Source organism: Deinococcus marmoris DSM 12784 (genome assembly GCF_000701405.1).
Lineage (GTDB): Bacteria > Deinococcota > Deinococci > Deinococcales > Deinococcaceae > Deinococcus > Deinococcus marmoris.
Genome location: NZ_JNIV01000070.1, coordinates 1 through 23,791 on the forward strand (window position 1 = coordinate 1; position 23,791 = coordinate 23,791).

The following is a 23,791-nucleotide window of genomic DNA, read 5'->3' on the forward strand; positions in this document are numbered from 1 at the left end:
AGCTGCTCCACTAAGACTTTGTTTTGAACGCTTCCTTGGCGGCATCGTCGCCGCCAACGTGCTGTGGGCGGGGCTGTTGTGGGGAGAAGCCGGCGGCCCGCATGAATTCATAGGTGCGGCTCAGATACACGTCCTTGCCAAACTGTTCTTTGATCCAGCGTTGAAGCTGCGCGCCGTCCCAGACCTGGCCCTGCTCAAAGTCTGCCTGGAGTCGAGCAGCAAGAACTTGCTGCTCGTCATCGGTCAAGATCCTGGGCGCTCCCACATTCTGCTGTCGTCCGTCCTGCAACCCGGCCAACCCCAGGCGGTGATAGCGCTCAATCGCGTCACGGGCGCTCGTCACCGCATACTTCGTGATGCTCAACACCTCGCTCTCACTTCGCCCTTCGGCCAGCAGTGCAAAGAATTGCGCCCGTCGTCGCTCCACAGCACTTCGACTGGCCCGGTACACCTCCCAGAAGTCGGCGGCACTGTGGCGAAAGGTGATGGCTGAATAGAATTTGGCGATGCTCCAGTCTACGCTTTTTATTCGGAGTCCGTATGAGCAGATGCTGGCTCTGCGCGGCGACAGCATCGTTCAGGACCCGGCCAATCCTGATGACACCTACCACGTCGATGCGGTGGCGTTCAAATGTACGTATGAGGTGTTGGAAGCTCCGGCCAAGCCGTAACCCTGGGCCAGGCTGTCCGTGACCTGAGTCAGGGGCAGCCCGTCAACCAAGCCCCAGTTCCTGCCCTTCACCTGTGCGTCGGTCAGTAAAGAGGAACTGCGTCGCTCGGTGTTTGGAGAGCGGATGCGGGTGTACGGTGAAGCGGCGCTAGAGCGTCGTGTTGAGAATCCTGGTCAAAGGAGACACCATGAATCTTCTGTGGGTGGTGGGGACCGTTTTAGCGGGGCTGAACGCAGGCATCCTGGTTGCAGGGTTGCTGGAAGGCTTTTACCTTCGGGGCGTGGGCCTCAGCGCTTACTTGCAGATGCATCAGCCGCGCGACGCGCTGTTCCGGCGGATGATGCCTCCGCTGCTGCTGACGCTGATGGTGTGCTGTCTGGGGCTTGTCGCGCTGACCTTCGGCACCGGGCGCGCTTGGCTTGCCCTGATCGCCTTTGCCCTGGTGCTGGCCGACGTGCTGATCACCGTGCGATTGATGGTGCCCCTCAATGTTCAGCTCGGCAGCTATGACGCTTTGAAGCCGCTGCCCGAAGGTGAGGAGGTCCGGCGGCGCTGGTCCACCCTGCACCCGCTGCGGACGGGACTGGGCGGTCTGGCCTTCGTATCGCTGGCGATGTTCTCACTCTGAAGCCCAGACCCAGGGGTGCGTCAGCAGGTTGCGTATCAGCGACGGGTAAAGAACGCTGGCGTCATAGATGGCCACTGGGCGCGGTGAAGAAAGCTGCGTCAATCGAGGCCCATCTCTTGCAGATCGTCAGCCAGATCCTGCATGGCGTCCTGGCGGGTCTGGTCCAGCCGCGTCCAGTAGGCCAGTACGTCTTCCAGGTGCAGGCGACGGCGCGGCCCGACTTTGCGGTGGGGCAGCTCCCCGGCCTCTACCAGCTTGACCAGATAGGGGCGGCTCACGCCCAGCAGCTCGGCGGCCTGCTGCGTACCGATCTCAGTGTCCAGCGCCGTGACCTGCACGGCGCGGCCCGCCGCGAGCTGGCCCAGCAAATCCTCCAGTAGTTCGGTCAGTCGGGGTGAGGCAGCACTGGACTGGCCACGCAGTTGTTCCAGTTGAAGGCGGGCGGCCTGTGTGTCGGCTGGAGTGGGCAAGAAAGGTGTGGTCATAGCGTGGCCTCCACCCGCAGTCTACACGCCGAACGAAACGAACGAAATGAGAGTTAAGACGTTTCGGCGGTGGGTCTCTTCTATGCCTTACCCCGTTTAGGGCTTGAGCGAGCCAGCATCCAGGCCGTCTGGGAGGGCGTTTTACGTGCATTGGGAAGCGACACCGCCATTGTGCTGAGCCTATGGGGTTCAGCGACCAGAAGCTGTCTTTTCGATGTGCTGCACCTTGAGCGCAGAAGATGATTCAAAGCCGAACAGAAAACATGGCTTGTTCAGGTTGAGGAGCGAATGGATTCGTCTCGTTGCCATCCCAGAGGAGCTTTCCGTGGTCAGCATCAGGCCCTAAACGGGGTGCCTTGTAGAGAAGGAGGCCACGCCCACCGAGCAGGTAGAGGCGGCGGCCCCCCCAGCAGCAGACAAGCCCGCAGGCGAGAAGCGCGAGACGTTCAGCACCCGCATCCGCCCCAGCGTGCGCTACGCCCTCAAACGGCAGTTGCTGGAGGTGCAGGAGCAGGGACACAAGATCCGCATGGAGGACGTGCTGGAGGCGCTGATCCTGCGCTATGTCGAGGACGCGGCGTTCCGGGCGGAAGTGACGGGGGGGGGATTGAGGATTGAGGAGCAGTGGGAATTGGCTCATCAGCTGCATGAAATTGACAGTGGCTGAATACCGCCCTATATTGTACGAATCAAAGCGGCCTCCGGGTCGCTTTTTCCTTTGTGCTCAGGTCATGTCCTCCAATCCACGCTAACATGGGGGTTAAATGGCGTGCCGACAGAACTCCCCGTTCCCCCGCCGCTGTGCTGGTCCACCACCTCCCGTCGGCATGTCCTGGTGCCCGTTGCGGGAGGACCTCGGATGACCACGACTCCCGGAGCGTCCGCTCCGTCCGCTGAACCGTTCGGTCCCGCCCTGCTGAGCCTGATCGCCCGGGAGAGTGCGGACTGCATCAAGGTGTTAGACCTTGACGCCCGGCTCCTGACTATGAACGAGAACGGCCAGCAGGCGATGGAGATCGACGACTTCAAGGTCTGCCGGAACTTGCTGTGGCCCGATTTCTGGCAGGGCGATGACCGCCTTCAGGTGGAGGCCGCCCTGGACCGGGCGCGGGCCGGGCAGCGCAGCACCTTCGAGGGGCAGGGCAGGACGTTCAAGGGCACACCCCGCTGGTGGGAGGTCCGGGTCGCTCCAGTGCTGGATGAGCAGGGTGCGGTGCAGCAGTTGCTGGCCGTGTCGCGTGACATCACCGCCCGCAAACAGGCCGAGCTGGATCTGGTGGCGCTGAACGCGGACCTGGAACGTCAGGTCGCGGAACGGACGCGGCAGACCCTTCAGGACGCCCAGGCACAGGCGGCCTTCGTGGCCTTCGTGGAGTCGGTTGGCACAGAAACCGACGTCCTGGCACTGGCCCGGCAGGCCAGCGTGGTGCTGTGCGCCCACCTGAGCGACGCCAGTGTCGGCTACTACCAATTCCACGACGGGCGGTGGAAAGCCCGGGTCTGGAGTGATCATCTGCCCGCTGACCTGGTGGCCGTGATCACCGCCGGTTTCCCAGCCGAGTTGCCGATGTTTGCCCCGGTGCTGGCCACCCGGGGCGCGGTGTTCATCGACGCCTGGGATGCCGAGCGGGAAGGGGTGCCGTATACCGAGGCCTACGGCACGGCGGTGAACTATCCCCTGCTGCTGAAGGGTGAGGTCCATGGAATTCTGTCGATCGGTCTGACACAGACCCGTCAGTGGACGGGTGCAGGCCGGGCGCTGGTCCAGGCGGTGGGCCGCGCCCTGAACCTCGCCCTGGAACGTGCCGAAGACCTGCAGCAACTGACTGAGCGTGGCGCGGATCTGGAGTCGCTCAACAGCGTCTTGCGCCGTGAACGCACGTTCTTGCAGGCGGTCATGCAGAGCATGTCCGAGGGCCTGGTGGCCTGTGACGAGCACGGCCAGCTGACCCTGTTCAACGACGCCACCCGGACCTTTCACGGCCTGGACGCCTCACCGCTGCCCGCCGAGGAGTGGGCCGGGCACTACGACCTCTTCGAGGGAGACGGCGTGACGCCCATGACCACCCGGCGGGTGCCGCTGTACCGGGCGTGGCAGGGCGAGAGCCTGAGCGACGTCGAGATGGTGATTCGGCCCAATCAGGGGGCCAGTCAGGGTCTGGCCCGGCAGCTGCTCGCCAGTGGCAGGCCGATCTTTACCCCCGGGGGACAGCCGCTCGGGGCGGTGGTCACCATGCGCGACGTGACCGTCCGCAAAGCGGCGGAACAGCAACTGCGCCGCAGCAACCAGCAGCTGACCCGCAGCAACGCCGAGCTGCAGGCCGCCAACGAGGAACTCGAGGCGTTCACGTACTCGGTCTCGCATGACCTGCGGACCCCGGTCCGGCACATCATCAGTTTTGGCGAGCTGCTGCGCCGCGAGCTGCCGACACCGTTGGATGCGAAGGCGGAGCGGTACTTTGGGATCGTCTCGACGGCGGCGTCCACGCTCAACATGCTGATCGACGGCATGCTGGACGTTTCGCGTACCTCGCGTCAGCCGCTCAGCGCCGAACGGGTCCATCTTGAGCGACTGTTCACGGCGGTCCGTCACGAGGTGGGCGTGGTCCAGCCGCAACGCCAGATCGAGTGGCAGATCGGCGATCTGCCTACCGTCAAAGGGGATGCGGACCTGTTGCGCCGGGTGATCGCCGCGCTGGTGGACAACGCCGTGAAGTACACCCGTGGCCGGGAGAAGGCACGGATTGAGGTCTGGGCGGAGGACCGGGGACAGAGCTGGGCGATCCTGGTGCGCGACAACGGGGTGGGCTTCAACCCGCAGTACCAGGGCAAGCTGTTCACCATGTTCCAGCGCTTACACCGCCAGGAAGACTTCGAGGGGGCTGCGGTCAGTCTGGCGAACGCGCGGCGGATCGTGACCCGGCATGGGGGGACGATGACGGCGGAAGGTCAGCCGGGGGCGGGGGCCACGTTTGGTTTCATCTTGCCCAAAACAGCGCCCTGATCGAGGAGAGGCAAAGCATGAAGTGCGGAGCAGCGAGCTGGCCCAGCAGGTCTTCGAGCAGTTCGGTTAGCCGGGGCGAGGCAGCGCTGGACAGCGTATGGGACGGCCCGCGCAGTTGCTCAAGCTGAAGGCGGGCGGCCCGGATATCCGCTGGGGTAGGCAAAAAGAGTGTGATCACAGGGAAACCTTCATCACCAGGCTAAGGTTCGTTTGTGCCTGGAAGCATCGTTCTCCGCCCATCTCTTTCCCTCTGGAATAAGTGGGAGCTAAAGGTCAGCTCCGCATTTTCTGAGCCGAGATTCCTTATGATCCAGGTCTCAACAACTGGGGGAAAACCTATGCGCAGATCAGTTCAGATGATGTCGTTCATGCTGGCATGTTCTCTGGGGGCCAGCGCCAGCAGCGTCGTGAGTGCCAGTCTCCCGTCCAAAGAGTTGGCGCGGGACTGGACGTACACGGTGTACCTGCCCACCGGGTATGAAACCTCGGGCCTGAATTATCCGGTGCTCTATCTACTGCACGGCAACGGAGGCAACGAGAATGACTGGGCGGTCCAGGGGCACATCCAGGCCACGACGGACGCGCTGATTGCCAGCGGCGAGATTCCACCCACGATCATCATCATGCCTGCGGCGGGCACCACCTGGTATGTGGACCGCAAGGAGCGCATGGAGTCGGCCTTCTTCAACGACATGATGCCCGCCGTGGAAAGCAAGTACCGCACCATCAAGGAACGCAATGGCCGCCTGGTCGCAGGGCTTTCGATGGGCGGCTACGGGGCGCTGCGCTTTGCCCTGCTGAAACCGGAGTTGTTCCAGGCGGCGGCCCTGCTCAGCCCGGCCATCTATGACCCCGTGGTACCTGAAACATCATCGGCACGGCGAGTCGGCGTCTTTGGAGAGAACACCTATGACCCGGCCATCTGGACGGCGCTGAATTATCCCACCCTGTGGGATAAATTCCTGGCGAAGAAAATGGCTGTTCCGATGTACATCAACTCGGGGGATGATGACGACTTCAACATCGAGATGGAGGCCACGAGACTTTACGAACGTCTGCGCGCGGCCAAGCAACCCGCAGAGCTGCGGATCGTGAACGGGGCGCATGTCTGGTCCGTGTGGGATTCCACCATCGGGGACGCCATGAAGTACATGTACCGCACCGTGAGCCGCCCAGTCATGGTGTCGCCCAAATAAGCTGGGAAGGTTGAATGCTGGGCAGGACAACGTGCTTGCGCCGATAGGACCGCCCAGCGGGCCGCATCACCTGCGAGGGCCTGGCTGAATACCTGACGCAATGCGGGCATTTTCGGCAGAGAGCAGCGCCAGAAATGGCGCTGCTCTCGATTCTCTCTAAACGGTGACGCTGGCTCCAAGCTGTTTGAGCAGTCCCAGTTCATCGCTGCTGCCCCAGCGCTCCACCATCAGACCATTCTCGAAGCGGCCAATCTGCATCCCGCGCACCTTGATCTGCTTGCCCGTCGGCGCGATATCCATGAACTCACCCTGGTGGGTGCCCGTGATGGTGTAGGCGAAGGACACGTTGTCTTCGTCGGCAACCATGTGTTCAACGTCAATGTGCAGATCTGGGAAGGCCGAGCGCATCATGGTGAAGAACATGGTGAATCCCTGCGGGCCGTTTACCTGGCCGGGAGCTGGATCGTGGTCAACCGAGTTGGGGGCAACCACTTCTGCGAAGCCGTCCAGCTTGCCCGTGTTGACCAGTTCCCCGAAACGTTGGGTGGCGGCGATGTTGTCTTGTTGGCTCATGTTGGTATCGTCGCATGTCGCTTGGCCCGGTCTGATCGAAAGGGATAAAGGCCCTGTAAGAAAGGACCGTGCCTCCAGGCTTGGGAGGTGGGTGTCGGCAGATATTCTGAGCCATGACGGATCACGGATGAACCGTCTGAATTTCTGCCATTTCACGCGGCTTTGGGTATATTTCACGCAGTTTTATCTTGGAGCCGCCATCTGTCAGAGCTGCCGCCGATGCACATTGCCCGTCTAGCCGCACGAATTCCCTTATCCCGGCTCTCCAAATCTCCTCTGCGTGAAATACCATTTTCATGCAGAAGCATGCAGGATTGAGCCAGGTTAGCCATCCCGCCTCGACTTCTCGCATCCCCGGAGGCACCCATGAACCACATTGAAGCCTTCCATCATTACCTGGAGATCGAGGAACGCCGCAGCCCCGGCACGGTGCGCGCTTACGTGGCCGACGTACAGATGCTGCGGAATTGGCTGGACGATGAGTACGATCAGCCGCGCGCCTGGGAGGAAATCACCGCCACAAACCTACGCGGATTTCTGGCCTCCATTCGCCCCAAACCGCACCGCGTTCACCGTCTGCTGGCCAGTTGGTTCAAGTTCTGGGCCTTCCTGCGGGACATCCAGCACGTTCCTGGTATCGGCAATCCGCCGGGCGAGATCAAGCGGCCCAAGCTACCCCAGCGCCATCCCAAGTACCTGGAAACGCCAGACATCTCCAAATTGTTGAACGCTGCCCACAGCGACAAGAACCTGGAGAAAGGGCTGAGGAACTGGGCGTTCATCGCCTTCCTGTACGGCACCGGGGCGCGAATCTCGGAAGTACTGAGCCTGACCTTTGACCGTATCGGTTACCGCGATGGCGAACCTGTGAGCGTGCGGGTGATCGGCAAGGGCGACAAGGAACGGACCGTGCCGCTCTCTGGAATAGCTCAGCGGGCCTTGATGCAGTGGTTGAAGGTGCGGAAGGTGGATGGCCACCCGACGAGTCCCCACGTCTGGAGTTACCTGAGCGGGCCGCAGCGAGGCCATCCGTTCGCCATCCGCACCATGCAGGCGGCCACCACGGCGGCGGCCATCCGTGCAGGCTTGGACCCAGCGAAGGTCAGCCCACACAAGATGCGCCACAGCTTCGCCACCGCACTCGTCGAGCAGGGCCGCAGCCTCCACGAGATCGGAACCATTCTTGGCCATGAGAATCCAGCGACGACGGCCATCTATGGGCGGGTCAAAGCACAACAATTGGCACAGGCGGCAGCAAGCTTGCCGGATGTACTCTGAGGGCTTGATCATGCCCCACACTTCTAGCGTTCTGCCGCCCCAAGAGCATCTCCGTCAACTCCACCGCGTCTACGGACCCCTGAGTCCCGCATTCGTCGCCGAAGAACTGCAATGCACCCTCGAAGAGGCTGCATTCCATCTCTACGGACCTCACTCTGCTCAATATGTCTGGGTCAGCCTCGCTGACCTGGCGCATCTGTCTGCGGTGAGCCTGATGGGGTTGAAGCGCTGGGTGCGGCGTCACCACCTCCAGAGCGCGTACCAGCAGGGCCAGGGACGCACCGCACCTCCATACATTCATCTCGATGATGCCCGTCACTTCCTGCACGGGCAGCAGCACCTGACGGCAGGGATGCAATGCTCGACTGTAGACATGCTCCCCCGTGTGAGGGGAGAAGACCTGGGGTCTTCTCCCGCCCTGAGCTTGGCCACCAAAGCAAACGTCATAGATATGGACTGGCACCTGGCGCGGCAGGCTGCATGGCCGATGACGGTGGACCGTCTGGCTGAAGCGATCTATGGTTCCCGTTCCGCACAGGCCCGGCAACAGACCCAGAAAACGCTCCGGCGCTGGGAAGCCCAGGGACGCGTCGTCTGCTTTGCGCGGGGCCTATATGACTTGGTACGCCCAGTACTGGTTCTGGACCCGGAACGCTACGGGCGCAGTGTGTTGCCGAGGGAGGACATCCAGAAGCTGCATGCCCACCATCCGGAGATCGCCCACTGGGCTGCCCGGTCTCTGGCCGCAGCCTGGCGAGCATACAGCCGCTTCTACGCCGGGATGCTGCTGCCCGTGGCGGACCGTGGAGAGCCGACGTTCCTAGAATACCTGCTGGTGTGTCAGTTGAATCCAGCGGGGATGCCGGGTGAGGTGAACGCCCGGTACGAGGAGCTGTGCCAGGAAGCGGCTTTCTACCGTCTGGTTCCCGTACAGCCCCAGAGTGTTCCTGAGACGGAGCAGGCTGAGTTGACCCTTGAGAATATTGAAGCGGGGCTGATCGACTTTAAAGCGGCAGCCGAGGCAACCCGGCTGAAGATGCAGCGCGACTTCAGCAAAGGACAAACCCTGGGTCTGGGCCGGAGAACAACGGCGTCCAGAGCCAGAGGCGTGCAGGAGAACGTGTAAACCTGCGTGATGACGATCAGACGCTCCCAGCCGGGAAAATCCGGGAGTGTCGAGGTCACAGGGAGATGTGTCCGCGATCAATAGCCCGTTCCGGTATCTGGTAACGCCACTTACTGGAAGGGAATTGGACAGCCACCATCACTGATCCGCTTCATTTCGTCAGAGCTACCAGCGACAGATGACAGATGTAAGTGGTGTGACCCGTGTCCTGACCGTAACGGTCCAGCAGGGTCAGCAACTCGGCCTGAAAACGCAGCGCGTCCTTTTGGTCAAGTTGGGGAAAGCAGAAGTGGTCCAGCAGCACCTGCTGGGACGCTGCATCTGCCTGCCAGATCTGGCCTGGGCTGGTGGCTCCCACCACTTCACCCCAGTGGGCAAATTGCACGCCCCAATCCGGGGAAAGCCGCTGGGCAAAAGCGACCTGGCTGGCATACGACAGTTCCAGATACGGCGCGTTGATCATCCGGAGCAGCTCGGTCAGGTCACGGGCGGGCGTCAGGGCCTGTGGAATGAAGAAGTGATCCGCCGCCGAACGGTAGTGCCGAATGATTCGCCCACGTCGGCGCTCTTCATGCACCACGGTCAGTAAACCCAGACGTTGCCACGCCCGCACCCGGTACAACACCGAGTTGGCCGGCCTGCCCAGAGCGCGGGCGGCCTCTGACACGGTGGACGGGCGTCCAAAGAAAGGTCTGAACCAGGTGCGGGCCTCCCGGTCCAGCAGCACCTGGGCGGCGCGAACGTCGGAGAGGGTCACGACTTCGGCAGGTGAGGCGGGCCGTTGCATCTCACCTCAGTTTACAGGGACCCTTTCTTCATGCCGACTTCGCTACCCCTTTTAACGCCCCAGCGCGGATGGACTATGGCCGGGCTGATGTTGGCCCCACTAATCCTGGCAGGTGTTGGGTTGACGCATCCACACCACCTCCGCGCAGACACGGCCCCGCATTGGACGGCCATGCACCTGGCGCTCATGCCCGTGTTTCCCTTGCTTGGCGTCAACTTGTGGTGGTTGCTGTCGGGCGTCTCTGGCCACAACCTATCCGGCGTGCTGGCCTGGGTGGCCCGTGTGCTGGCCTTCGTGTACATCGTGTATTACGGGGCGCTGGACGTGCTGGCAGGCGTGGGCACGGGCCGCCTCACGTTGCAGGGTCAGGACGCCTTGGCCATTCGGCTGCTCTTTGCGGAGGGCAACGCGCTGGCTGCCGTGGGCGTGTGGGCTTTTCTGGGGGCCAGTCTGCTGACCTGCGGCCTGCTGATGGTCCGACATGGTCTGCGTCTCTGGCCTGGCGCACTTCTTGTGATGCTCAGCAGCGTCTCCTTTCTAAGCAGCCATATTTATGCACCTTACGGGGTACTCACCATGCTGGTCATGGGCGTGGGCATGGCCCTGTTGTCTGGCCTTCAATCGCCAGCGAAACACCCGGGGCTGCCTGCCCAGGAATAAAGGCGGACGTGGTGCGCTACTCTTCGCCCCTTCGTTGTCAGGTTGGGGTATACCCCAACTGGACGTCAGGACGAGGGCCGAAAAGCGTCAGATTAGGGTCTTTTCTTAAGTTGTCTGACAGTAGCCTGTCGGGGGTCTAAGACCCTAACCTGACTGGGGCAGCCATGAATGACTTTAGTGGAGGCCACCGCCTCAATTACATTCCCGACTCCTGGACTACCGGAGGTTCTGACCGATGCTCGCTTTCATCTCGGAGGCAATAGCTCACTGGCCAGTCGCTCGGCGGTCAGCCACCGGGTTAGCGGCCAGACTCCCGTTGCGGTGTTCGAGATCATGGTCACGGTGATCTCACTGTCCAGGTGGTGGGTACTGCTGAACGACACGCCTGCGTCCATCCCCTGCATGCCAACCTCCTGTCTGTGTCCGTCTCCGTCTGCCCGCGATAGCCACAGCCCCAGACCATAGGCACTTCCCGACGTCATGACGCTGTGGGGGTGCTGCATGGCCGCCACCAGATGCGGCGGCACGATCTGGCCCGCCAGAAAGGCCGTCCAAAGCGCATGAATATCGGCCCCGGTGGAATAAACACCACCATCACCGCTGCCGCAGACGGGCAGGTGGAACACGTTGCTGCGCTCAACATGAGGCGGTTCCAGATAACCCACAGCCACGTTCCCAGCCAGCTCATCGGAGCGTAGAAAAGCGGTGTGGCTCAGCCCGGCAGGTTGACAGACGCGCTCTTGCAACAAATGCGCGAAAGGAAGGCCAGTCGCACGCTCAGCTAGCAGAGCCAGCAGCACGTAACCGCTGTTGCAGTAGGCAAATTCCGTGCCAGGCGCGAATTTCATGGGATGGCCGTCCAGCACAGGCAGGTAATTCTCGGTGCTGTCGAGCAGGTGGACGGCTACAGGCATGAGGTAAGCGTTGTAGTCGGTGTCCTCGTCCTCGTCCAAGTAATCGCCGATGCCTGAGCGGTGGGCCAGCAGTTGCTCGACAGTGATGGCGTCGTCTACCAGCGGTAAGTCCTGACCCAGCAGCTCCCGTGCCGGAGTCGAGAGCGCCAGTGTTGCGTCGGCCACCAGCGACAGCACTGTCAGGGCGGTCAGGGTCTTGGTGCCGCTGGCCAGAGCGAAATGCGTTTGTGGGGTGTTCGGTAGCCCGTAGCCCCGGTGCGCCAGTCCAAACGCCTCTTCCAACCGGGTTTTGTCATGCTGATCTACCCGCACGACGCCGGAGAAGTCATTCTCCTGGGCCAACCGCGCCACGCTCTGCCTCAGAGATGACATAACTCAATCCTATCTCCCATTGACCAGCAACCACGCCGCAGTGTCAAACGCAAGCACTAGAACATCAGTTCGCGTAGCGTTGCCCCTCTCCTGCAAGCTCATCACAGTTCTTGTCAGGTTGTGGGAGTGAAGAGTCTCCACTGGCCCTCAGAGACGACTTCGATGGTGCCATCAACTCCTTTGATCGCGGTCTGATCGTCAATCCCGTAAGTCGGCACGGGGACCTCGGCGGCCATTCGTTTCACGTTGGCCGCAGAACTTTCCGGGTGGTCCTCGTGATCCAGGTGCGGCAGCACTGCAAAGTCAACCAGTCCCAGCCCATGTTCGATGACGAAAGGCTGCTCCGGGTTGTCGTACGTCTCTCCGAACACCGGGGCCGTCACCATGCTGCCCGCGCTGATCCCCACGTAGACGGTCTCGCGCAGCGACGGCAGGAGATCAGCCAGTCCAGACTCCCGCATCCAGCGGTACAGGTAGTGGACATCGCCGCCGTTGACCAGCAGGGCGTCCGCTTCCTGAACCGCTGCGGTCCAGTACGCCGTGTCGATGCTGGGAAGGGCCGTGAGTTCCAGCACGCCCAGCGACTTCCAGCCCAGTTCGCACATGGGACTGGTGGTCGTGCCGCTGATGAACCTGTGGGCCATGACAGGCCCGCCGGGGAAGGGGTAGATGCCCGTGGGAATACACAGCGCGCTGGCCTCACTTATCGGCTTGCCCAGGAGGTCCACCAACGCAGTGTGGAGGCTGGGATTAGAAATCCCAGCGGAAGTGAGCAGAAAGTTCATCGTTCCTCTCCCTGTGGTGTGGTGGAAAGCCGAAAAGTGCGATGGTGCGCTACTCCACCACCAGATGCTCGAATGCGCCGTCCAGCACTTCCTGCACGAATGCTGCCGTGATGGCCACCTTCTCCCCGAACTGCCCCGTCACCCGGATGCTCGGAGCCTGCGCCACCCGGAAGATCACTTGCGTCTCCTCGCCGTACCTGTCCTGCACGCCCCGCTCCACTTCTGAACGCAGCGCTGCGATGACCCTCTCCGGGTCCGGCCCTGGTTCCTTGACCGCCTTGCCCTTCTCATAGCGAATCTTCTCCGGGAAGACCATGCGAATCTCGATCTGGCGCGTGTAACCAGTGGCTTCTGAATCCTGCTGATCCTCAATAGGCTCGGTCATTAGTTGCTCACCTCATGGCTATCTTGACACGAGACAAAGAAATGGTGCAAGCTGTCACCATCTTCTTGATGTCCATCAAGTGCCGAGGTAAATCGTATGCCCCCAGACCTGACCCGCACCCGCACCGCCATCCTGAACGCCGCCCTCCAGCTCGGGGTCAACGCCACCCTGGGCGCTGTCGCCGCGCAGGTGGGGGTCAGCAAACAGGCCGTGAGTTTCCAGGCGGGCATCCTGCGAGGTCTGGGCTATCTGGAACCGAGTGTGGAGCGGTACGCTCCGCTGATCGCCACGGACCGGGCCAAGGTGGCCCTGGGACATGGCCTGCCGATCTACGGCTCGATTGCTGCTGGTCCGCCAGGACTGGCGGAGCAGTCCCCCGACGATTACACGCCCAGCCTGGAAACTCTGCTGGATATGCGAAACGGCGATTTCCTGCTGCGCGTGCGGGGGGAGAGTATGACAGGGGTGGGCGTGCTGGACGGCGACTACGTGATCGTGCGGCCCACCCAGGAGGTTCACGACGGCGAGGTGGTGGTGGTGCTGATTCCGGGTGAGGAGGCGGCCACCTTAAAACGGCTGTACCACTTTGATGATCAGATCATCCTGATGTCGGAGAACCCGGACATCCCGCGCATGACGTATCCGGCGGAACAGGTGCAGGTGCAGGGCAAGATGGTGGGCCGGGTAGGGGTGGGCGTGCCGCGTGTCAGCGCCCGCTGGAGTTAGAAAGATGCCACTGGCCTGCGTGAATCTCTCACCGTGGCCGCTGATCCTGCTGGGCCGTCAGCATCCTGGCGTCCCGGTGGCCGCCCTGAGCGAATCCAGAAAAGTGTTGTACGCCAGTCCAGAGGCGATAGAGGCAGGCGTGCAGCCTGGGATGCGCGACATCGCTGCGCTGAGCCGCTGCCCCGAGCTTCATGCTGAAGTCATTACAGCGCCGTCCGCGCTGGCCGCCTGGGCAGAACTGCTCGAAACGCTCTACGCGCGGTACTCGGACCGGGTGGAGGGCCGGACGCCGGGGACCGTCTATCTCAAGCTCAGCCTCCCAGCAGCGCGGGAACTGGCTGCTGCACTGTATGCCCCTGTCGGCTTGGCTGAGAGTCTGGAAGTCGCTCACCTGGCTGCCCTGCGCGCCAGGCCCGGCGAAGTTCGTGATGCATGGGGAGGTAGCGTGGAGGAGGCATTCCTATCGCTGACGCCCACTTTCCATCTGGAGGTGATCGGGCTGACCCCGGCGCACATCGAGCGGTTGGCCTTTCTGGGGGTGCGCGGCCTCGCGGATCTGATGAAATGGAGCGCGGCGCGGCGGGAAGCGTTTCTAGGCGTGGATGTGGGCAGACGGGTCAACCGCTTTCTCAAAGGCGAACGCACGATGGTGGTCCAGAAGTATGTGCCAGGACGGGTGATTGAGGCGCGTATGGGGCTGGATTCACCATTGTACGAACCCAGCGAGGCGGACGTGATTTTCTCCGAACTGCTGCCGCCCATCCTGACCGAACTGCGGGGCCGCGCCGCTGCTTACCTGACCGTGCAGGCGGACACCCTGGGCGGACGACTGAGCGCCACGCGCAAACTCAAGGGCAGCCCAGACCCGGCGGGCCTGTTGCGGATTGCTGGACTGGCTCTAAACGACACTGGCGCACTCCCATTGGGGGTGGAGGCGCTGACCGTCCAGCTCTCCGGTGTCCAGCAGCCAGGGCGAATGGTGGGCCTGTGGGCGTCTCTGGCTGAACTTGAGGTGACAAGAGATGTGCTGGACCGCTTCCCCGAAGCGCTGGTCAGGGTGGAGTGGCTCGATCCCTTCGCCTACGCCACCGACGCCCGCTATCAATGGGTGGACTGGCTGACGGGCCTGGTGCACTACATGCCCATGACGCCCCGACAAAGCTGGAAGCCTGCCCTGACCCTGACCCAGGCCCACCAGAAGGCCGTGGAACGCACGCTGGCCTTCTTCGAGGGTGTCAGCCCATGAAAGCGGTTCAGCAGGCGGTCACGGTCAGCCTGACGCCTGCAGGCGAGCTGGGGCGGCTGCTCTGGGCGGGCCGGGTCTATGCCATCCAGGGCGTGCTGGACAGGTGGCGCTACGGCGGGCGCTGGTGGCTGGGTGAGACCCCACGGGACTGCTATCTGGTGCAGGCAGGCGAACTGGTGGCCGAACTCCACTGTGAGGACGGCGGGAACGTCTGGTGGTTGGCCCGGATTCAGGACTGAGCATGCAGCGCCCCTTGCCCGCCCTGCTGGCCTGCCAGTCTTACTTCTCCGAGGGCCGCAGCACGGTCAGCCCCCGGCGTCTGGTGCGGCTGGCAAAAGAGCGTAGGTACAGCGCCGTGGGCCTGGCCGACTGGTGCAGCGTGGCCGGAGCCGTGGAACTGTGCGAAGCCGCTGGGGAAGCGCAAATCAGCGCTGTGATCGGCGTGACCCTGCCCGTGCTGTTCCCGACCTCGCCCAGATCCAAAGAAGCCCACGAGGTCTTTCCCCTAGTGATGCTGGCGAAGGACCGGGAAGGCTACGCCCTGCTGTGCGAACTGGTCACTCAGATTCACCTGACCACCCCGGACGGCTTGCCTCTGGAGTGCGTGCAGGAGGCCGCCAGTCGGGGCGATCACCTGGCCTGTCTGACGGGCGGGCGGCAGGGCTTCCCCACGATGCTGGGAGAGAAACGGGAGATTGCGCGGGCGGCCTCGCTTCTGCGAACCCTGCGTCGGTCTTTCCCCTTCGATCTGTATGTGCAGCTCTTTCATGGCAGCGCGCCCAACGAACGCCGCCGCCTGGAGTATCTGCGCGGCCTGGCCCGCGATCTGGAGTTGCCCACGGTGGCCGCCCCTGAAATCAACATGGGCAGCCAGGACGAATATCCACTGCTCGACGCCTTGACTTGTGCCCGACTGGGCATTGACGTGCAGACGCCGCATTCCGAGCGCCCGCGTAACGACGCCCGCCACGTCGGCACACCGGGGAACTGGGGTAGCTTGCTGCCCTTCCCGGACGCGCTCTTGAATGCTCAAAAGCTGGCCGAGGTCTGTGCCCTGGACCTGCGTCCCGAACGGCTGCACGCCCCAGAACCAAAACTGCGGGTGTTCCAGACGCCACAGGAGGCCCTGGAGGAGCGCGCTTATGCAGCCCTGCCCCTCCGGTACACCCCAGACGTCCGTGAGACCGCGTCTACCCGGCTGCAGCAGGAACTCGCCACAGTGCAGACCCTGGAGATGGCCGGGTTCTTTCTGACGGCAGCGGAGGTCACGGACTATTGCCGGGAACATGGGATTCTCGCGGCTGGACGAGGATCGGCGGCAGGCAGCGTCCTGTGTTATCTGCTGGGCATCACCCTCTCAGACCCCATCAAGCACAACCTGCTGTTTGAGCGCTTCCTGCACACTGGGCGCGCATCCATGCCCGACGTGGACATCGACATCGCTTCCAGCCGCAGAGATCAGGTGCTGTCGTGGGTGGAGGCCCGCTGGGGCGGCGAGGGGACTGGGGAGGCGATGGTGGCGAACAAGATCACCTACCGTCTGCCCTCTGCCGTGCAGGATCTGGGCCGCGCTCTGGGCTTACCGCCAGAGTTGCGAGACCGTCTCAGCCGCGCGCTAGGCCGCGATTACCGCCATAGCCGCCCCCACCGGGCCAGGGAGGCCGACGTGGTGTTCCGCGAGGTGCTGGGCGAGGCTCCAGTCAAAGACGCCCTGCTGTCCCTGCTGGAAAAGATTGAGCCGGGGTTCGTGCGCCACCTTGCGCCCCATTCCGGCGGTGTGGTCCTGAGCGCCAGCCCACTCACGCACTATTCGCCCCTGACCCGTTCCAGTGGGGGAATCCGCATGCTGACCTTCGATAAGGACGACGTGGAGAAGCTGGGTCTGATCAAACTGGACCTGCTGGGCCTGCGAATGCTGGCCGCCCTAGAACGCGCCAGAGAAGAGGTGATGCGTCTGAGAGGGGGGTGGGTGGAGTACGGCGATCTGCCCGACGATCCCGCCGTGTGGGAGCGTATCGCCAGCGGGGACACCCTCGCCATCTTCCAGATCGAAAGCCCGGCTCAGGTCCAGATGACGGCCAGATTGCAGCCCAAGAACATGACCCAGCTCGCGCACCAGATCGCTCTGGTCAGGCCGGGGCCAATTCAGTCCGGCACGGTCCACCCCTACGTCCGGCGGGCCAGGGGCGAGGAGGCCGTACCAGACCTGCCCGAACCCCTGTGGACCATTCTCGCCCCGACGCACGGCACGCTGATGTTTCAGGAGCAGATTCTCAGAATCGCTGTCCACTACGCCGGATACTCGTGGCCGGACGCTGATCGATTCCGCAGCCGTTTGAGCAAGACCGAGGACGAGAGCGAACTGGAAGAGTTGAAGAACAGCTTCACCGCCGGAGCCGCGCTGACCACTGGCGCGTTTCCCTGGGAAGCCGAGGAGATGTTCGCCACCTGTGCCGCTTTCCGAGGCTACGGCTTTGCCGAATCACACGCGCACGCTTTCGCTCAGCACGCCTATTCCAGCGCCTGGATGCGCCAGCACCACCCTGCAGCCTATCTCGCGGGCTTTCTGACCGAAGCGCCAGGGTTATGGCCGCCAGCAACGGTCAGCCACGAGGCCCGGCGTTGGGGTGTCTCCCTGCGCGGCGTGTGCATCAATCGCTCAGGTATGTCGTACCGGGCCGAGAACGAGCGAACGGTCAGACTGCCCCTTTCAGTCGTTGAGGGTGTGAGCGAGACGGCGGCGCGGCAGATCGTTCAGGAGCGCCTGACGGGTGGCAAGTACACCAGCGTCGAGGATTTCTATGACCGCGTGGAGATCAAGCGCGACGCCCTGGACACGCTGGCGAAAGCTGGAGCGTTTGACGCAGTAGACGCACAGAAGAACAGGCGCGAGGCGTACTACGTGCTGCACACCATCGCCAATACGCGAAAGCCGGGGATGCGCGGTCTGCTCAGTCCCCAGGCCGAATCGCCTGAGTTGTCCGCCCTTTCCCCAGACGAACTGCTGTTCCTGGATCTGGACACCAAGGGCATTTCAGAGTCAGGGCGTCATCCGCTGGACGCCCACCGCGCCCGCCTGCGTGACCTGGGCTGCGTGCCACTGGCAGGGCTGCGCCACGGGCGGGAAGCGTGGACGGCGGGCCTGGTGGTCACGAAGCAGCGCCCCCCCACGGCCAAGGGCTTCGCCTTCTTTGTGTTGGAGGATGCCTCCACCCGCGTCCAGGCCATCATCTCCCCCGATCTGTGGGAGGCGCACCGGGTCCTGCTGCGCGACGCCCGCGCGCTGATCGTGCAGGGCGAGGCGACGGTGCAAGGGCGGGCCGTGACAGTCAAAGTCCGGCGGCTCAGCGAACTGCCGCTGGGCAACTGGGCCAGTGCAGCGGATTGAGTGATCCTTCTGGTTTTCCGGTCATCCCTTCACCCCCTCCTCAACTGCGCTACGCCTCAGTCCCTTTAGGCTCAGGCCATGCTTTCCACCGATACCCTCGCCCTAGCTGGCATCGCGCTCTACCAGCGCTGGCTCTCGCCCCACAAGGGCTTTCGCTGTGCCCACGCGGCCTTTTACGGCGGAGCGTCCTGCTCTGCCGCCATCGCCCAGACCATCCGGACGGAGGGCCTGAGCCTGCCCGCCATCACGGCCCGTCTGGCGGCCTGTCGCCAGGCTTACGGCCACCTGCAAGTCACGGGCGGCCCCCGCGTGCGCGGCGTGTGCTGCTGTGGCCCACTGCCTATTCCGTTTCGCTGCGGATAACCCCTCTTTTCTGGAGATGCCCATGCCTGATAATGACCGTTCCGCTGAATCTGCCGCAGTCCCAACCGAAACCCAGCTCCGCCGCACCCGTCTGATCCGCCTGGGCCTGGTAGGCCTGGCTGGGGCCGTGACCGTCACGCTCCTCAATGAAGGCGTGCGCCGGGTGTTGCCCCACGCGCCGCGCATCGAGGTGATCGGCGAACGCGCCCTGGCCGGATCGCTGGACGCGGTGGGGGTCACCCCACCGCAGGGAGCGTCGCTCTACCGCTGGACCCTGCTGGGCGATCTGCTCTCTAACACGCTGTACTTCGGCCTAGTAGGTTTGGGTGCTCGTCAGGGCGCGTGGAAACGCGGCGGCCTGCTGGGCCTGGCCGCAGGCGTGGGGGCCGTCGTCTTGCCCCAGCCCCTGGGACTGGGCCGTCAGCCAGGAGCACGTTCTCCCATGACGCCGCTGCTGACGGTAGGCTGGTATCTGTCCGGAGGGCTGGTGTCTGCCCTGACTGCACGGCGCTGGCCAGCGGATGGAAGTAAAGACTTGTCGCAGTAGCCCAGGAGAGACAGAGAGTGAGTCGGCGCAAGGTCTACCGCAAGGTCAAAGACAGGAAGGCGGGCAAGGTCCGCTCCCTGCACCGCGTGCTGGCCGAGCAGATGCTGGCCCGCCCGCTGGCCCCTGGCGAGATCGTTCACCACCGGGACGGCGACAGCACCAACAACGATCCAGCTAACTTGCTGGTGCTGCCCAGCCAGCGGTACCACGCCCATATCGAGTATCACCTGCGCTGCGCCAGACGCGGTATGCCCAGTCTGTTCCCCGAACTCTTCCAGGACGTCACGCAGGACCGACGGGGCACGCTGTTCGAGAGCGTCATTCCCTGATGAATCGCAGACAGGGGCCACTGTGGATTCACGCCCTGATGATGATGCTGGTGGCTGTGCTGGTGGGCTGGGTGCCGCTGCTGGGACCACTCTTATTGGGCGGCCTCGCGGGGCGGGCTGCCCCGGGCTGGCGGGCTGTGGTGGTCTTGCTCCCAGCCCTCGCGTTTCAGACAGCCCTGCTGCTCGGGGCGCGCTGGGCGGCTCTAACCGTGCAGAACAGCGGATTGGATGGCGGACTATGGGCGGCGGTGGCGTGGCTGGGCAGTCCGCTGTCCGCCGCGCTGGGTCGCCCACTTGGTCTCGTACTCGGCAGCGCCACGCTGGCGGGCTTCGTGTTGCTCTACACGCTGCCCGCACTTCCAGGGCTGTTGATGGGCGCTCAGATGGCGAGGCGGGCCAGGCGCTGGTGAAGGGTGTTCCGCCATCCTCGTTGATCCCACCGCATGAACGGCCTCGTGCTTGACGCTCAGCCGGAAGCAGAACAGCTCTTGATCCACGGGGCCTGTCCAGGCACTCCCTTTCTGGAAAGATAAACAGTCATGGAGCGCCCCTTCCCGTTTGATCTCTTTTCCAGTGCCAGTTGCAGCGGGCCAAAGCTTTTCTCGGCGAAGCGCGTCCCAGCCGTGTAATAGAAGTTTTCTTCTCTGGCGTCGCTGGACGAAATCCAGGACTGAATGGCCGCCGCACGAGACGGGTCAGTATTGAAACAGGCCGCCGCAATTTGCATGACATTGCTGGCGAACAACTGGAGTTCCTGAGCGTTGAGCGTTCCTGAGAACTTGAACGCGGTGAGTTGGAGCGAGGTATATCCACCATCCATCAGCTCACCGAAGTCGAGGCCCACATCGACGCTGACTCCGGCGGCATTGTTGAGTTGATACACCACGTTTCCACCCGGAAGGGTGGTGTCGCCTTTGCCCAGGAGGCCCCACAGATCGACTGCGCTGGCCTGGTTGACTGTGACGACGAGAGCAAGTGCGAATGCCATGTTCGCCGTTTTCATACACCCAGTTTACGTTTTCAGGTCACGCCTGGCCGCTCTGAGGCACAAGATGAGCGAGGTCTCTTCCCAGAGGATTGGTCTTTCCCCACCGATTCATGATGAATCAAATCGCCCGCCCCTCTGGACACGGCTCGACAAACTCCACGTCCAGCCAGTAGGCAGCCTCGTCCTCGGTCACACCCTCCAGCTCGGGGTCAGCACAAGATGCGTGCGCCCTCTTACGATAAGCGGAAAAGAAGGCTCAAATTTCTCGGCTTCAGCCAGCCCTGCACTGGGAACGCTGCCTACTGAGCGGCCTGTGTCCCGATCGAGCTCTACTTCAACCGGGACAGCATCAAGCCGCCAGAAACACGACGTTTTTCAGACCTGCAAACGGGAGGATTCAAATGGGACAGCGCGCCAAAGAGCTGACCCAAGATCGAAGTGACTTTCCGAACAGCTCAGAATTTGTCCAGGTAAAGCATTTCTATTTCTTAAGATGAGGTTAGGTCTAAGTCAACAGCGGCTTTACCAAGAAAAACGGTCAGGTATGCGATGTTATGTGAGCGTAAGAATTCACACTCTCGCAGGAGGTTGACCCATGAAACAAAAAGCGAAAATCAGTCTGCTGGTGCTGGCCTTCGGCCTTGCCTCGATGCCTGCTCTGGCACAGGACACCACGACGGACACCCCAACAGACACGACGACGACGGGCACCACGGTGACCACGCAGAACGATGACGATGGCATGGACTGGGGCTGGCTCGGCCTCCTGGGGCTTGCCGGCCTGGCGGGCCTCCGTCGGCCAGCACCCACTGTCGTTCACCGAGATCAAACGACAACGCAGCATCGCTAATGATGTTTACCAACAGGCGGTCTCCGGGCCGCCTGTTTTTGGATGGCAAGGCGATCAAGCGCCTGCCGCACTCTGCTAGATCGCGCAGACGTGCGGAGTGCGTCGCCCTGCTCACCCACTGCCTGCACTCCCGGCCAGCACCGCCAGCGTTCCGCAGCCTGGTGCCTCCTGCCAGTCTGCTTCAGAGCGCCGGAGCGTCGCTCCCAACGCGCGCAACTCGCCCCGGCGCGGCTCTCGACAGAGGCGTTCTCGGCCAGCAGTTCGTCGTACAGGTGCATCGCGACTTGTCCGGCTCTCGTCTGACAAATGCAGTGCTTGAAGCACCTCTGGCTCTAAGATAAAGCATGAGCCAATTGGAGCAATTGCTACAGGTCCGTCACCAGCGGCAGGCCACAGTTGCCGCCATTCAGCAGACTGAGGCATGGATCAAAGCCCACTGCGACACCCACCCCATCGCGTTGTCGAAGTGCGTGTCCTTCTACGTTGACTGTACGAACATGCAGACGGTCCATGAACTGGCCAAACTTGAGGCGGAGGCCCGCGCCTTCCTCCTGCACCTCCAGCGCGGAGTGTAGGGCCAGCCCGCCCACCTGTGCGCTGTCGCGAGCGCACTGACCAGCGGCACCGCCCATACCTCAGCTTCAAAGCCAGCGACAACGCGCCTGCCGGGGCACGCCTTCGGCCAACGCCCCGGCATCCTCGCACTCCGACATGCAGAAGTCCCTTCGCAAGCTGTAACAGCGTGAATGGAGACCTGCACAGCCCCCCTGATCCTCGAGCGCTCGCTGCTCGTTCACAAGAACATCCTGAAAAGTGTTGGGGCCAAAGCCGGCGCTGGCGAAGGCCAGAATTTCAGCCAGTCAGGTTGCGAAAACATGTTGCCAGCGTAGTTCGCTGTGCAACCGGTTTTTGCAACACCAGAAGTGGCCTCCCATCAGGTCGCTAAAAGCGGCGCTCAAACGTTCGTTTGTGCAAGCCGATGACGGACAACTCAGGCGTTCGCTATAGCGTGCAGTAGGCCAGTGCTGGGGTGGTGTCCGGAGCTTCATCCGCTGCCGGGCATCCGCTTGCTCAAGCGGTGATCAAACCATCGAGCGGCGCTTGCCAAGCGCTTGGGCGGCGTAGGCTGTGGATGAGGAGACCACTTTCTGCACCTCGGCTGAAGTCGCACAGGTGCTCGGCGTCAGCGCGCCCTCGGTGCGGCGCATCGCGCTGGTGTATGAGGGCGTCTTCCAGCCGCTGCCCAGGGATGACCGGGGCCACCGCCGCTGGCCCCAGGATGCCCATCAGGCGCTCGGCACGGGGCGCGTCGCCAGCCTGGAGGCAGCTTTGAAGATGATCGCCGAGGGAGGTGACCTTCCAGTGCCGGTGGACCTGCCCACAGTTCCCATTGAGCCAGACGTGTTGGGAGAGGTCCTGCAAGAACTCCGGCGGCTGCGCGAGGTGGTGGAGGCCCAGCATCTGGAGCTGAGCGCGCTGCGTCAGGAGGTCAGTGGGCTGCGGCAGCTTCCTGCGCCAACTCCACCAGCAACGACGTCTGCCCCCGATGTCGGTGACGAGCTGGTCAAGATCTGGGACTCGCTCAACACCGTGCAGTCCACCCTGGAGGATCAGAGCGTGTACGACTCCGAGCGCATGCGGGTGATGATGCACGCCTTTGGCGAGACGCTGCTACCCCGTCCGGCTGGGTTGGGACAGTGGCTCTCTGTCTTGTTCAAGAGTACGAGGGGGTGAACAACACGCGGACCACCGTCTAGGAAGCGCCCTATAGTGCCAGGCAATGTCAAACCCTGGTCCCCTGGCGACGGGCGCGTTGCTTGATGAACTGGCCCAGGCCCATCATGCTCTCACCGTCGCCCAGCAGCAGAACGAGGTGCTGTCCACCTTTGTGGCCCTGAGTGAGGCCGCGGCCACCACCGATGACCTGACCGCGCTGGCGCGCCACGTCGGGGGCGTGCTCCGCCGCAGCATCCCCAACCTGTTGGCGGTCTACTTCACGCGCCAGGACGAGCGCTGGGTGGCTGAGGTGGTCAGCGACGCGGTCCCCCCTGAGTTCATGGCGCTGCTCCGGGTTGGGCTGCCTCTGGACACGCCGTTCCTGGCCCAGACGGTGGCCGCCCGCACGCCGCAGGTCTTTGACCACTGGAACGCGGCAGAGCAGGGCATGCCGCATGCCGAGCAGTTTCAGGCGGCGGGCGTGGCCCCGTTCTTCCAGAGGAATCAGCCTGCTGCACTGCTCGTGGTGGGTCTGGTGGGTCAGCCCGTGTGGACCGCGCAGCAGCGGCAACTGTTCACGGCGGCGTGTCAGGCGCTGTACAGCGCCCAGCAGCGCAAAGCCCTGGCCCAGGAGCGGCGGCACGCCCTGGAAGCGTTCATGGACCTGACCGAGGCCATCGGCACGGAGACCGATCCACTGCGGCTGGCCGAGCGGGCCAGGGAGCTGCTCCAGGCGTTCATGCCGGGCTGGGTCATGGGGTACTACGAGTGGGG

The 23,791-nt window shown here is 63.1% G+C and carries 29 protein-coding genes; 19 read left to right on the top strand and 10 right to left on the bottom strand.

The annotated features are described in order from the left end of the window. Nucleotides 1–10: 10 nt before the first annotated feature. Nucleotides 11–367 (bottom strand): winged helix-turn-helix domain-containing protein, encoded by a 357-nt coding sequence (locus Q319_RS27940; RefSeq protein ID WP_162178662.1) that lies wholly within the window; start codon nucleotides 365–367, stop codon nucleotides 11–13. Nucleotides 368–506: 139 nt separating this feature from the next. Between Q319_RS27940 and Q319_RS27945 the strand changes: the two genes are divergently transcribed. Next, the gene (locus Q319_RS27945; protein ID WP_162178663.1) at nucleotides 507–671 is read left to right on the top strand and encodes a hypothetical protein; all 165 of its coding nucleotides are present in this window, start codon (nucleotides 507–509) and stop codon (nucleotides 669–671) included. A 187-nt stretch (nucleotides 672–858) separates the two neighbouring features. Beyond that, nucleotides 859–1,299, top strand: coding sequence for an anthrone oxygenase family protein (locus Q319_RS0115610; RefSeq protein WP_029483403.1), 441 nt, complete (start codon nucleotides 859–861; stop codon nucleotides 1,297–1,299). Nucleotides 1,300–1,397: 98 nt separating this feature from the next. Here Q319_RS0115610 and Q319_RS0115615 read toward each other — a convergent pair whose 3' ends face one another. Beyond that, nucleotides 1,398–1,784, bottom strand: coding sequence for a helix-turn-helix domain-containing protein (locus tag Q319_RS0115615; protein WP_029483404.1), 387 nt, complete (start codon nucleotides 1,782–1,784; stop codon nucleotides 1,398–1,400). 469 nt (nucleotides 1,785–2,253) lie between these two features. Here Q319_RS0115615 and Q319_RS0115620 point away from each other — a divergent pair, with 469 nt between their 5' ends. Together Q319_RS0115620 and Q319_RS25675 are read left to right on the top strand one after the other, a co-directional pair. Further along, the gene (locus tag Q319_RS0115620; RefSeq protein WP_029483405.1) at nucleotides 2,254–2,451 is read left to right on the top strand and encodes a hypothetical protein; all 198 of its coding nucleotides are present in this window, start codon (nucleotides 2,254–2,256) and stop codon (nucleotides 2,449–2,451) included. 192 nt (nucleotides 2,452–2,643) lie between these two features. Continuing rightward, nucleotides 2,644–4,788 (top strand): PAS domain-containing protein, encoded by a 2,145-nt coding sequence (locus Q319_RS25675; RefSeq protein WP_051655455.1) that lies wholly within the window; start codon nucleotides 2,644–2,646, stop codon nucleotides 4,786–4,788. On the opposite strand, the gene Q319_RS24680 is transcribed toward Q319_RS25675, so the two are convergent. Next, complete coding sequence (locus tag Q319_RS24680; protein ID WP_034415410.1) at nucleotides 4,763–4,966, bottom strand: hypothetical protein; 204 nt, start codon at nucleotides 4,964–4,966, stop codon at nucleotides 4,763–4,765. The genes Q319_RS25675 and Q319_RS24680 overlap by 26 nt on opposite strands. A gap of 160 nt (nucleotides 4,967–5,126) precedes the next feature. Here Q319_RS24680 and Q319_RS0115630 point away from each other — a divergent pair, with 160 nt between their 5' ends. Then, on the top strand, nucleotides 5,127–5,984 hold the full coding sequence (locus tag Q319_RS0115630; RefSeq protein ID WP_034415412.1) for an alpha/beta hydrolase: 858 nt from the start codon (nucleotides 5,127–5,129) through the stop codon (nucleotides 5,982–5,984). Between the two features lie 156 nt (nucleotides 5,985–6,140). Here the strand turns inward: Q319_RS0115630 and Q319_RS0115635 are convergent, their stop codons facing one another. Beyond that, nucleotides 6,141–6,557 (bottom strand): ester cyclase, encoded by a 417-nt coding sequence (locus Q319_RS0115635; RefSeq protein WP_029483408.1) that lies wholly within the window; start codon nucleotides 6,555–6,557, stop codon nucleotides 6,141–6,143. Between the two features lie 366 nt (nucleotides 6,558–6,923). Here Q319_RS0115635 and Q319_RS0115640 point away from each other — a divergent pair, with 366 nt between their 5' ends. Together Q319_RS0115640 and Q319_RS0115645 are read left to right on the top strand one after the other, a co-directional pair. Continuing rightward, entirely contained in the window at nucleotides 6,924–7,835 is a 912-nt protein-coding gene (locus tag Q319_RS0115640) for a tyrosine-type recombinase/integrase (protein WP_029483409.1), read from the top strand. Between the two features lie 10 nt (nucleotides 7,836–7,845). Further along, nucleotides 7,846–8,961 (top strand): hypothetical protein, encoded by a 1,116-nt coding sequence (locus tag Q319_RS0115645; protein WP_156039388.1) that lies wholly within the window; start codon nucleotides 7,846–7,848, stop codon nucleotides 8,959–8,961. Between the two features lie 151 nt (nucleotides 8,962–9,112). Here Q319_RS0115645 and Q319_RS0115650 read toward each other — a convergent pair whose 3' ends face one another. Beyond that, nucleotides 9,113–9,748, bottom strand: coding sequence for a helix-turn-helix transcriptional regulator (locus Q319_RS0115650; protein WP_029483411.1), 636 nt, complete (start codon nucleotides 9,746–9,748; stop codon nucleotides 9,113–9,115). Between the two features lie 171 nt (nucleotides 9,749–9,919). Between Q319_RS0115650 and Q319_RS0115655 the strand changes: the two genes are divergently transcribed. Further along, the gene (locus Q319_RS0115655; RefSeq protein ID WP_051655456.1) at nucleotides 9,920–10,408 is read left to right on the top strand and encodes a hypothetical protein; all 489 of its coding nucleotides are present in this window, start codon (nucleotides 9,920–9,922) and stop codon (nucleotides 10,406–10,408) included. Between the two features lie 245 nt (nucleotides 10,409–10,653). Here Q319_RS0115655 and Q319_RS0115660 read toward each other — a convergent pair whose 3' ends face one another. The 3 genes from Q319_RS0115660 to Q319_RS0115670 all read right to left on the bottom strand — a co-directional run bounded on the left by Q319_RS0115660 (nucleotide 10,654) and on the right by Q319_RS0115670 (nucleotide 12,864). Beyond that, nucleotides 10,654–11,694: a serine hydrolase domain-containing protein gene (locus Q319_RS0115660; protein ID WP_029483413.1), complete on the bottom strand. Its 1,041-nt coding sequence runs from the start codon at nucleotides 11,692–11,694 to the stop codon at nucleotides 10,654–10,656. A gap of 113 nt (nucleotides 11,695–11,807) precedes the next feature. Then, on the bottom strand, nucleotides 11,808–12,479 hold the full coding sequence (locus tag Q319_RS0115665; RefSeq protein WP_029483414.1) for a Type 1 glutamine amidotransferase-like domain-containing protein: 672 nt from the start codon (nucleotides 12,477–12,479) through the stop codon (nucleotides 11,808–11,810). 49 nt (nucleotides 12,480–12,528) lie between these two features. Then, nucleotides 12,529–12,864, bottom strand: a complete 336-nt coding sequence (locus Q319_RS0115670; protein ID WP_029483415.1) for a DinI-like family protein — start codon at nucleotides 12,862–12,864, stop codon at nucleotides 12,529–12,531. A gap of 96 nt (nucleotides 12,865–12,960) precedes the next feature. On the opposite strand from Q319_RS0115670, the gene Q319_RS0115675 reads away from it, so the two are divergent. From Q319_RS0115675 to Q319_RS0115710, 8 genes are all read left to right on the top strand, one after another. After that, nucleotides 12,961–13,590 (top strand): LexA family protein, encoded by a 630-nt coding sequence (locus tag Q319_RS0115675; protein ID WP_029483416.1) that lies wholly within the window; start codon nucleotides 12,961–12,963, stop codon nucleotides 13,588–13,590. A gap of 4 nt (nucleotides 13,591–13,594) precedes the next feature. Next, entirely contained in the window at nucleotides 13,595–14,836 is a 1,242-nt protein-coding gene (locus Q319_RS0115680) for a DNA polymerase Y subunit UmuC family protein (RefSeq protein ID WP_029483417.1), read from the top strand. Next, complete coding sequence (locus Q319_RS0115685) at nucleotides 14,833–15,075, top strand: hypothetical protein (RefSeq protein WP_029483418.1); 243 nt, start codon at nucleotides 14,833–14,835, stop codon at nucleotides 15,073–15,075. The genes Q319_RS0115680 and Q319_RS0115685 overlap by 4 nt, the downstream gene beginning before the upstream one ends. A 2-nt stretch (nucleotides 15,076–15,077) precedes the next feature. Continuing rightward, nucleotides 15,078–18,224: a DNA polymerase III subunit alpha gene (gene dnaE / locus Q319_RS24685; protein ID WP_034415414.1), complete on the top strand. Its 3,147-nt coding sequence runs from the start codon at nucleotides 15,078–15,080 to the stop codon at nucleotides 18,222–18,224. 78 nt (nucleotides 18,225–18,302) lie between these two features. Beyond that, entirely contained in the window at nucleotides 18,303–18,587 is a 285-nt protein-coding gene (gene yidD / locus Q319_RS0115695) for a membrane protein insertion efficiency factor YidD (protein WP_029483419.1), read from the top strand. Between the two features lie 22 nt (nucleotides 18,588–18,609). Next, nucleotides 18,610–19,134, top strand: coding sequence for a hypothetical protein (locus Q319_RS0115700; protein WP_051655458.1), 525 nt, complete (start codon nucleotides 18,610–18,612; stop codon nucleotides 19,132–19,134). A gap of 17 nt (nucleotides 19,135–19,151) precedes the next feature. Then, nucleotides 19,152–19,463, top strand: a complete 312-nt coding sequence (locus tag Q319_RS0115705; protein WP_156039389.1) for an HNH endonuclease — start codon at nucleotides 19,152–19,154, stop codon at nucleotides 19,461–19,463. Further along, nucleotides 19,463–19,873, top strand: a complete 411-nt coding sequence (locus Q319_RS0115710; protein WP_245619292.1) for a hypothetical protein — start codon at nucleotides 19,463–19,465, stop codon at nucleotides 19,871–19,873. Before Q319_RS0115705 ends, Q319_RS0115710 begins: the two co-directional genes overlap by 1 nt. A 56-nt stretch (nucleotides 19,874–19,929) precedes the next feature. On the opposite strand, the gene Q319_RS0115715 is transcribed toward Q319_RS0115710, so the two are convergent. Beyond that, nucleotides 19,930–20,466, bottom strand: coding sequence for a hypothetical protein (locus Q319_RS0115715; RefSeq protein ID WP_029483423.1), 537 nt, complete (start codon nucleotides 20,464–20,466; stop codon nucleotides 19,930–19,932). Between the two features lie 580 nt (nucleotides 20,467–21,046). Between Q319_RS0115715 and Q319_RS0115720 the strand changes: the two genes are divergently transcribed. After that, nucleotides 21,047–21,301 (top strand): WGxxGxxG family protein, encoded by a 255-nt coding sequence (locus Q319_RS0115720; protein WP_029483424.1) that lies wholly within the window; start codon nucleotides 21,047–21,049, stop codon nucleotides 21,299–21,301. A 365-nt stretch (nucleotides 21,302–21,666) separates the two neighbouring features. Here the strand turns inward: Q319_RS0115720 and Q319_RS27260 are convergent, their stop codons facing one another. After that, entirely contained in the window at nucleotides 21,667–21,933 is a 267-nt protein-coding gene (locus tag Q319_RS27260) for a hypothetical protein (RefSeq protein WP_156039390.1), read from the bottom strand. Nucleotides 21,934–22,429: 496 nt separating this feature from the next. On the opposite strand from Q319_RS27260, the gene Q319_RS25680 reads away from it, so the two are divergent. Both Q319_RS25680 and Q319_RS0115740 read left to right on the top strand, forming a co-directional pair. Beyond that, nucleotides 22,430–23,035 carry a hypothetical protein gene (locus tag Q319_RS25680; protein ID WP_156039391.1) on the top strand — a complete coding sequence of 202 codons (606 nt, stop codon included), beginning with the start codon at nucleotides 22,430–22,432 and terminating at the stop codon, nucleotides 23,033–23,035. 46 nt (nucleotides 23,036–23,081) lie between these two features. Continuing rightward, nucleotides 23,082–23,791: hypothetical protein (locus Q319_RS0115740; protein WP_029483427.1), on the top strand; the 710-nt coding region annotated here is incomplete at its 3' end.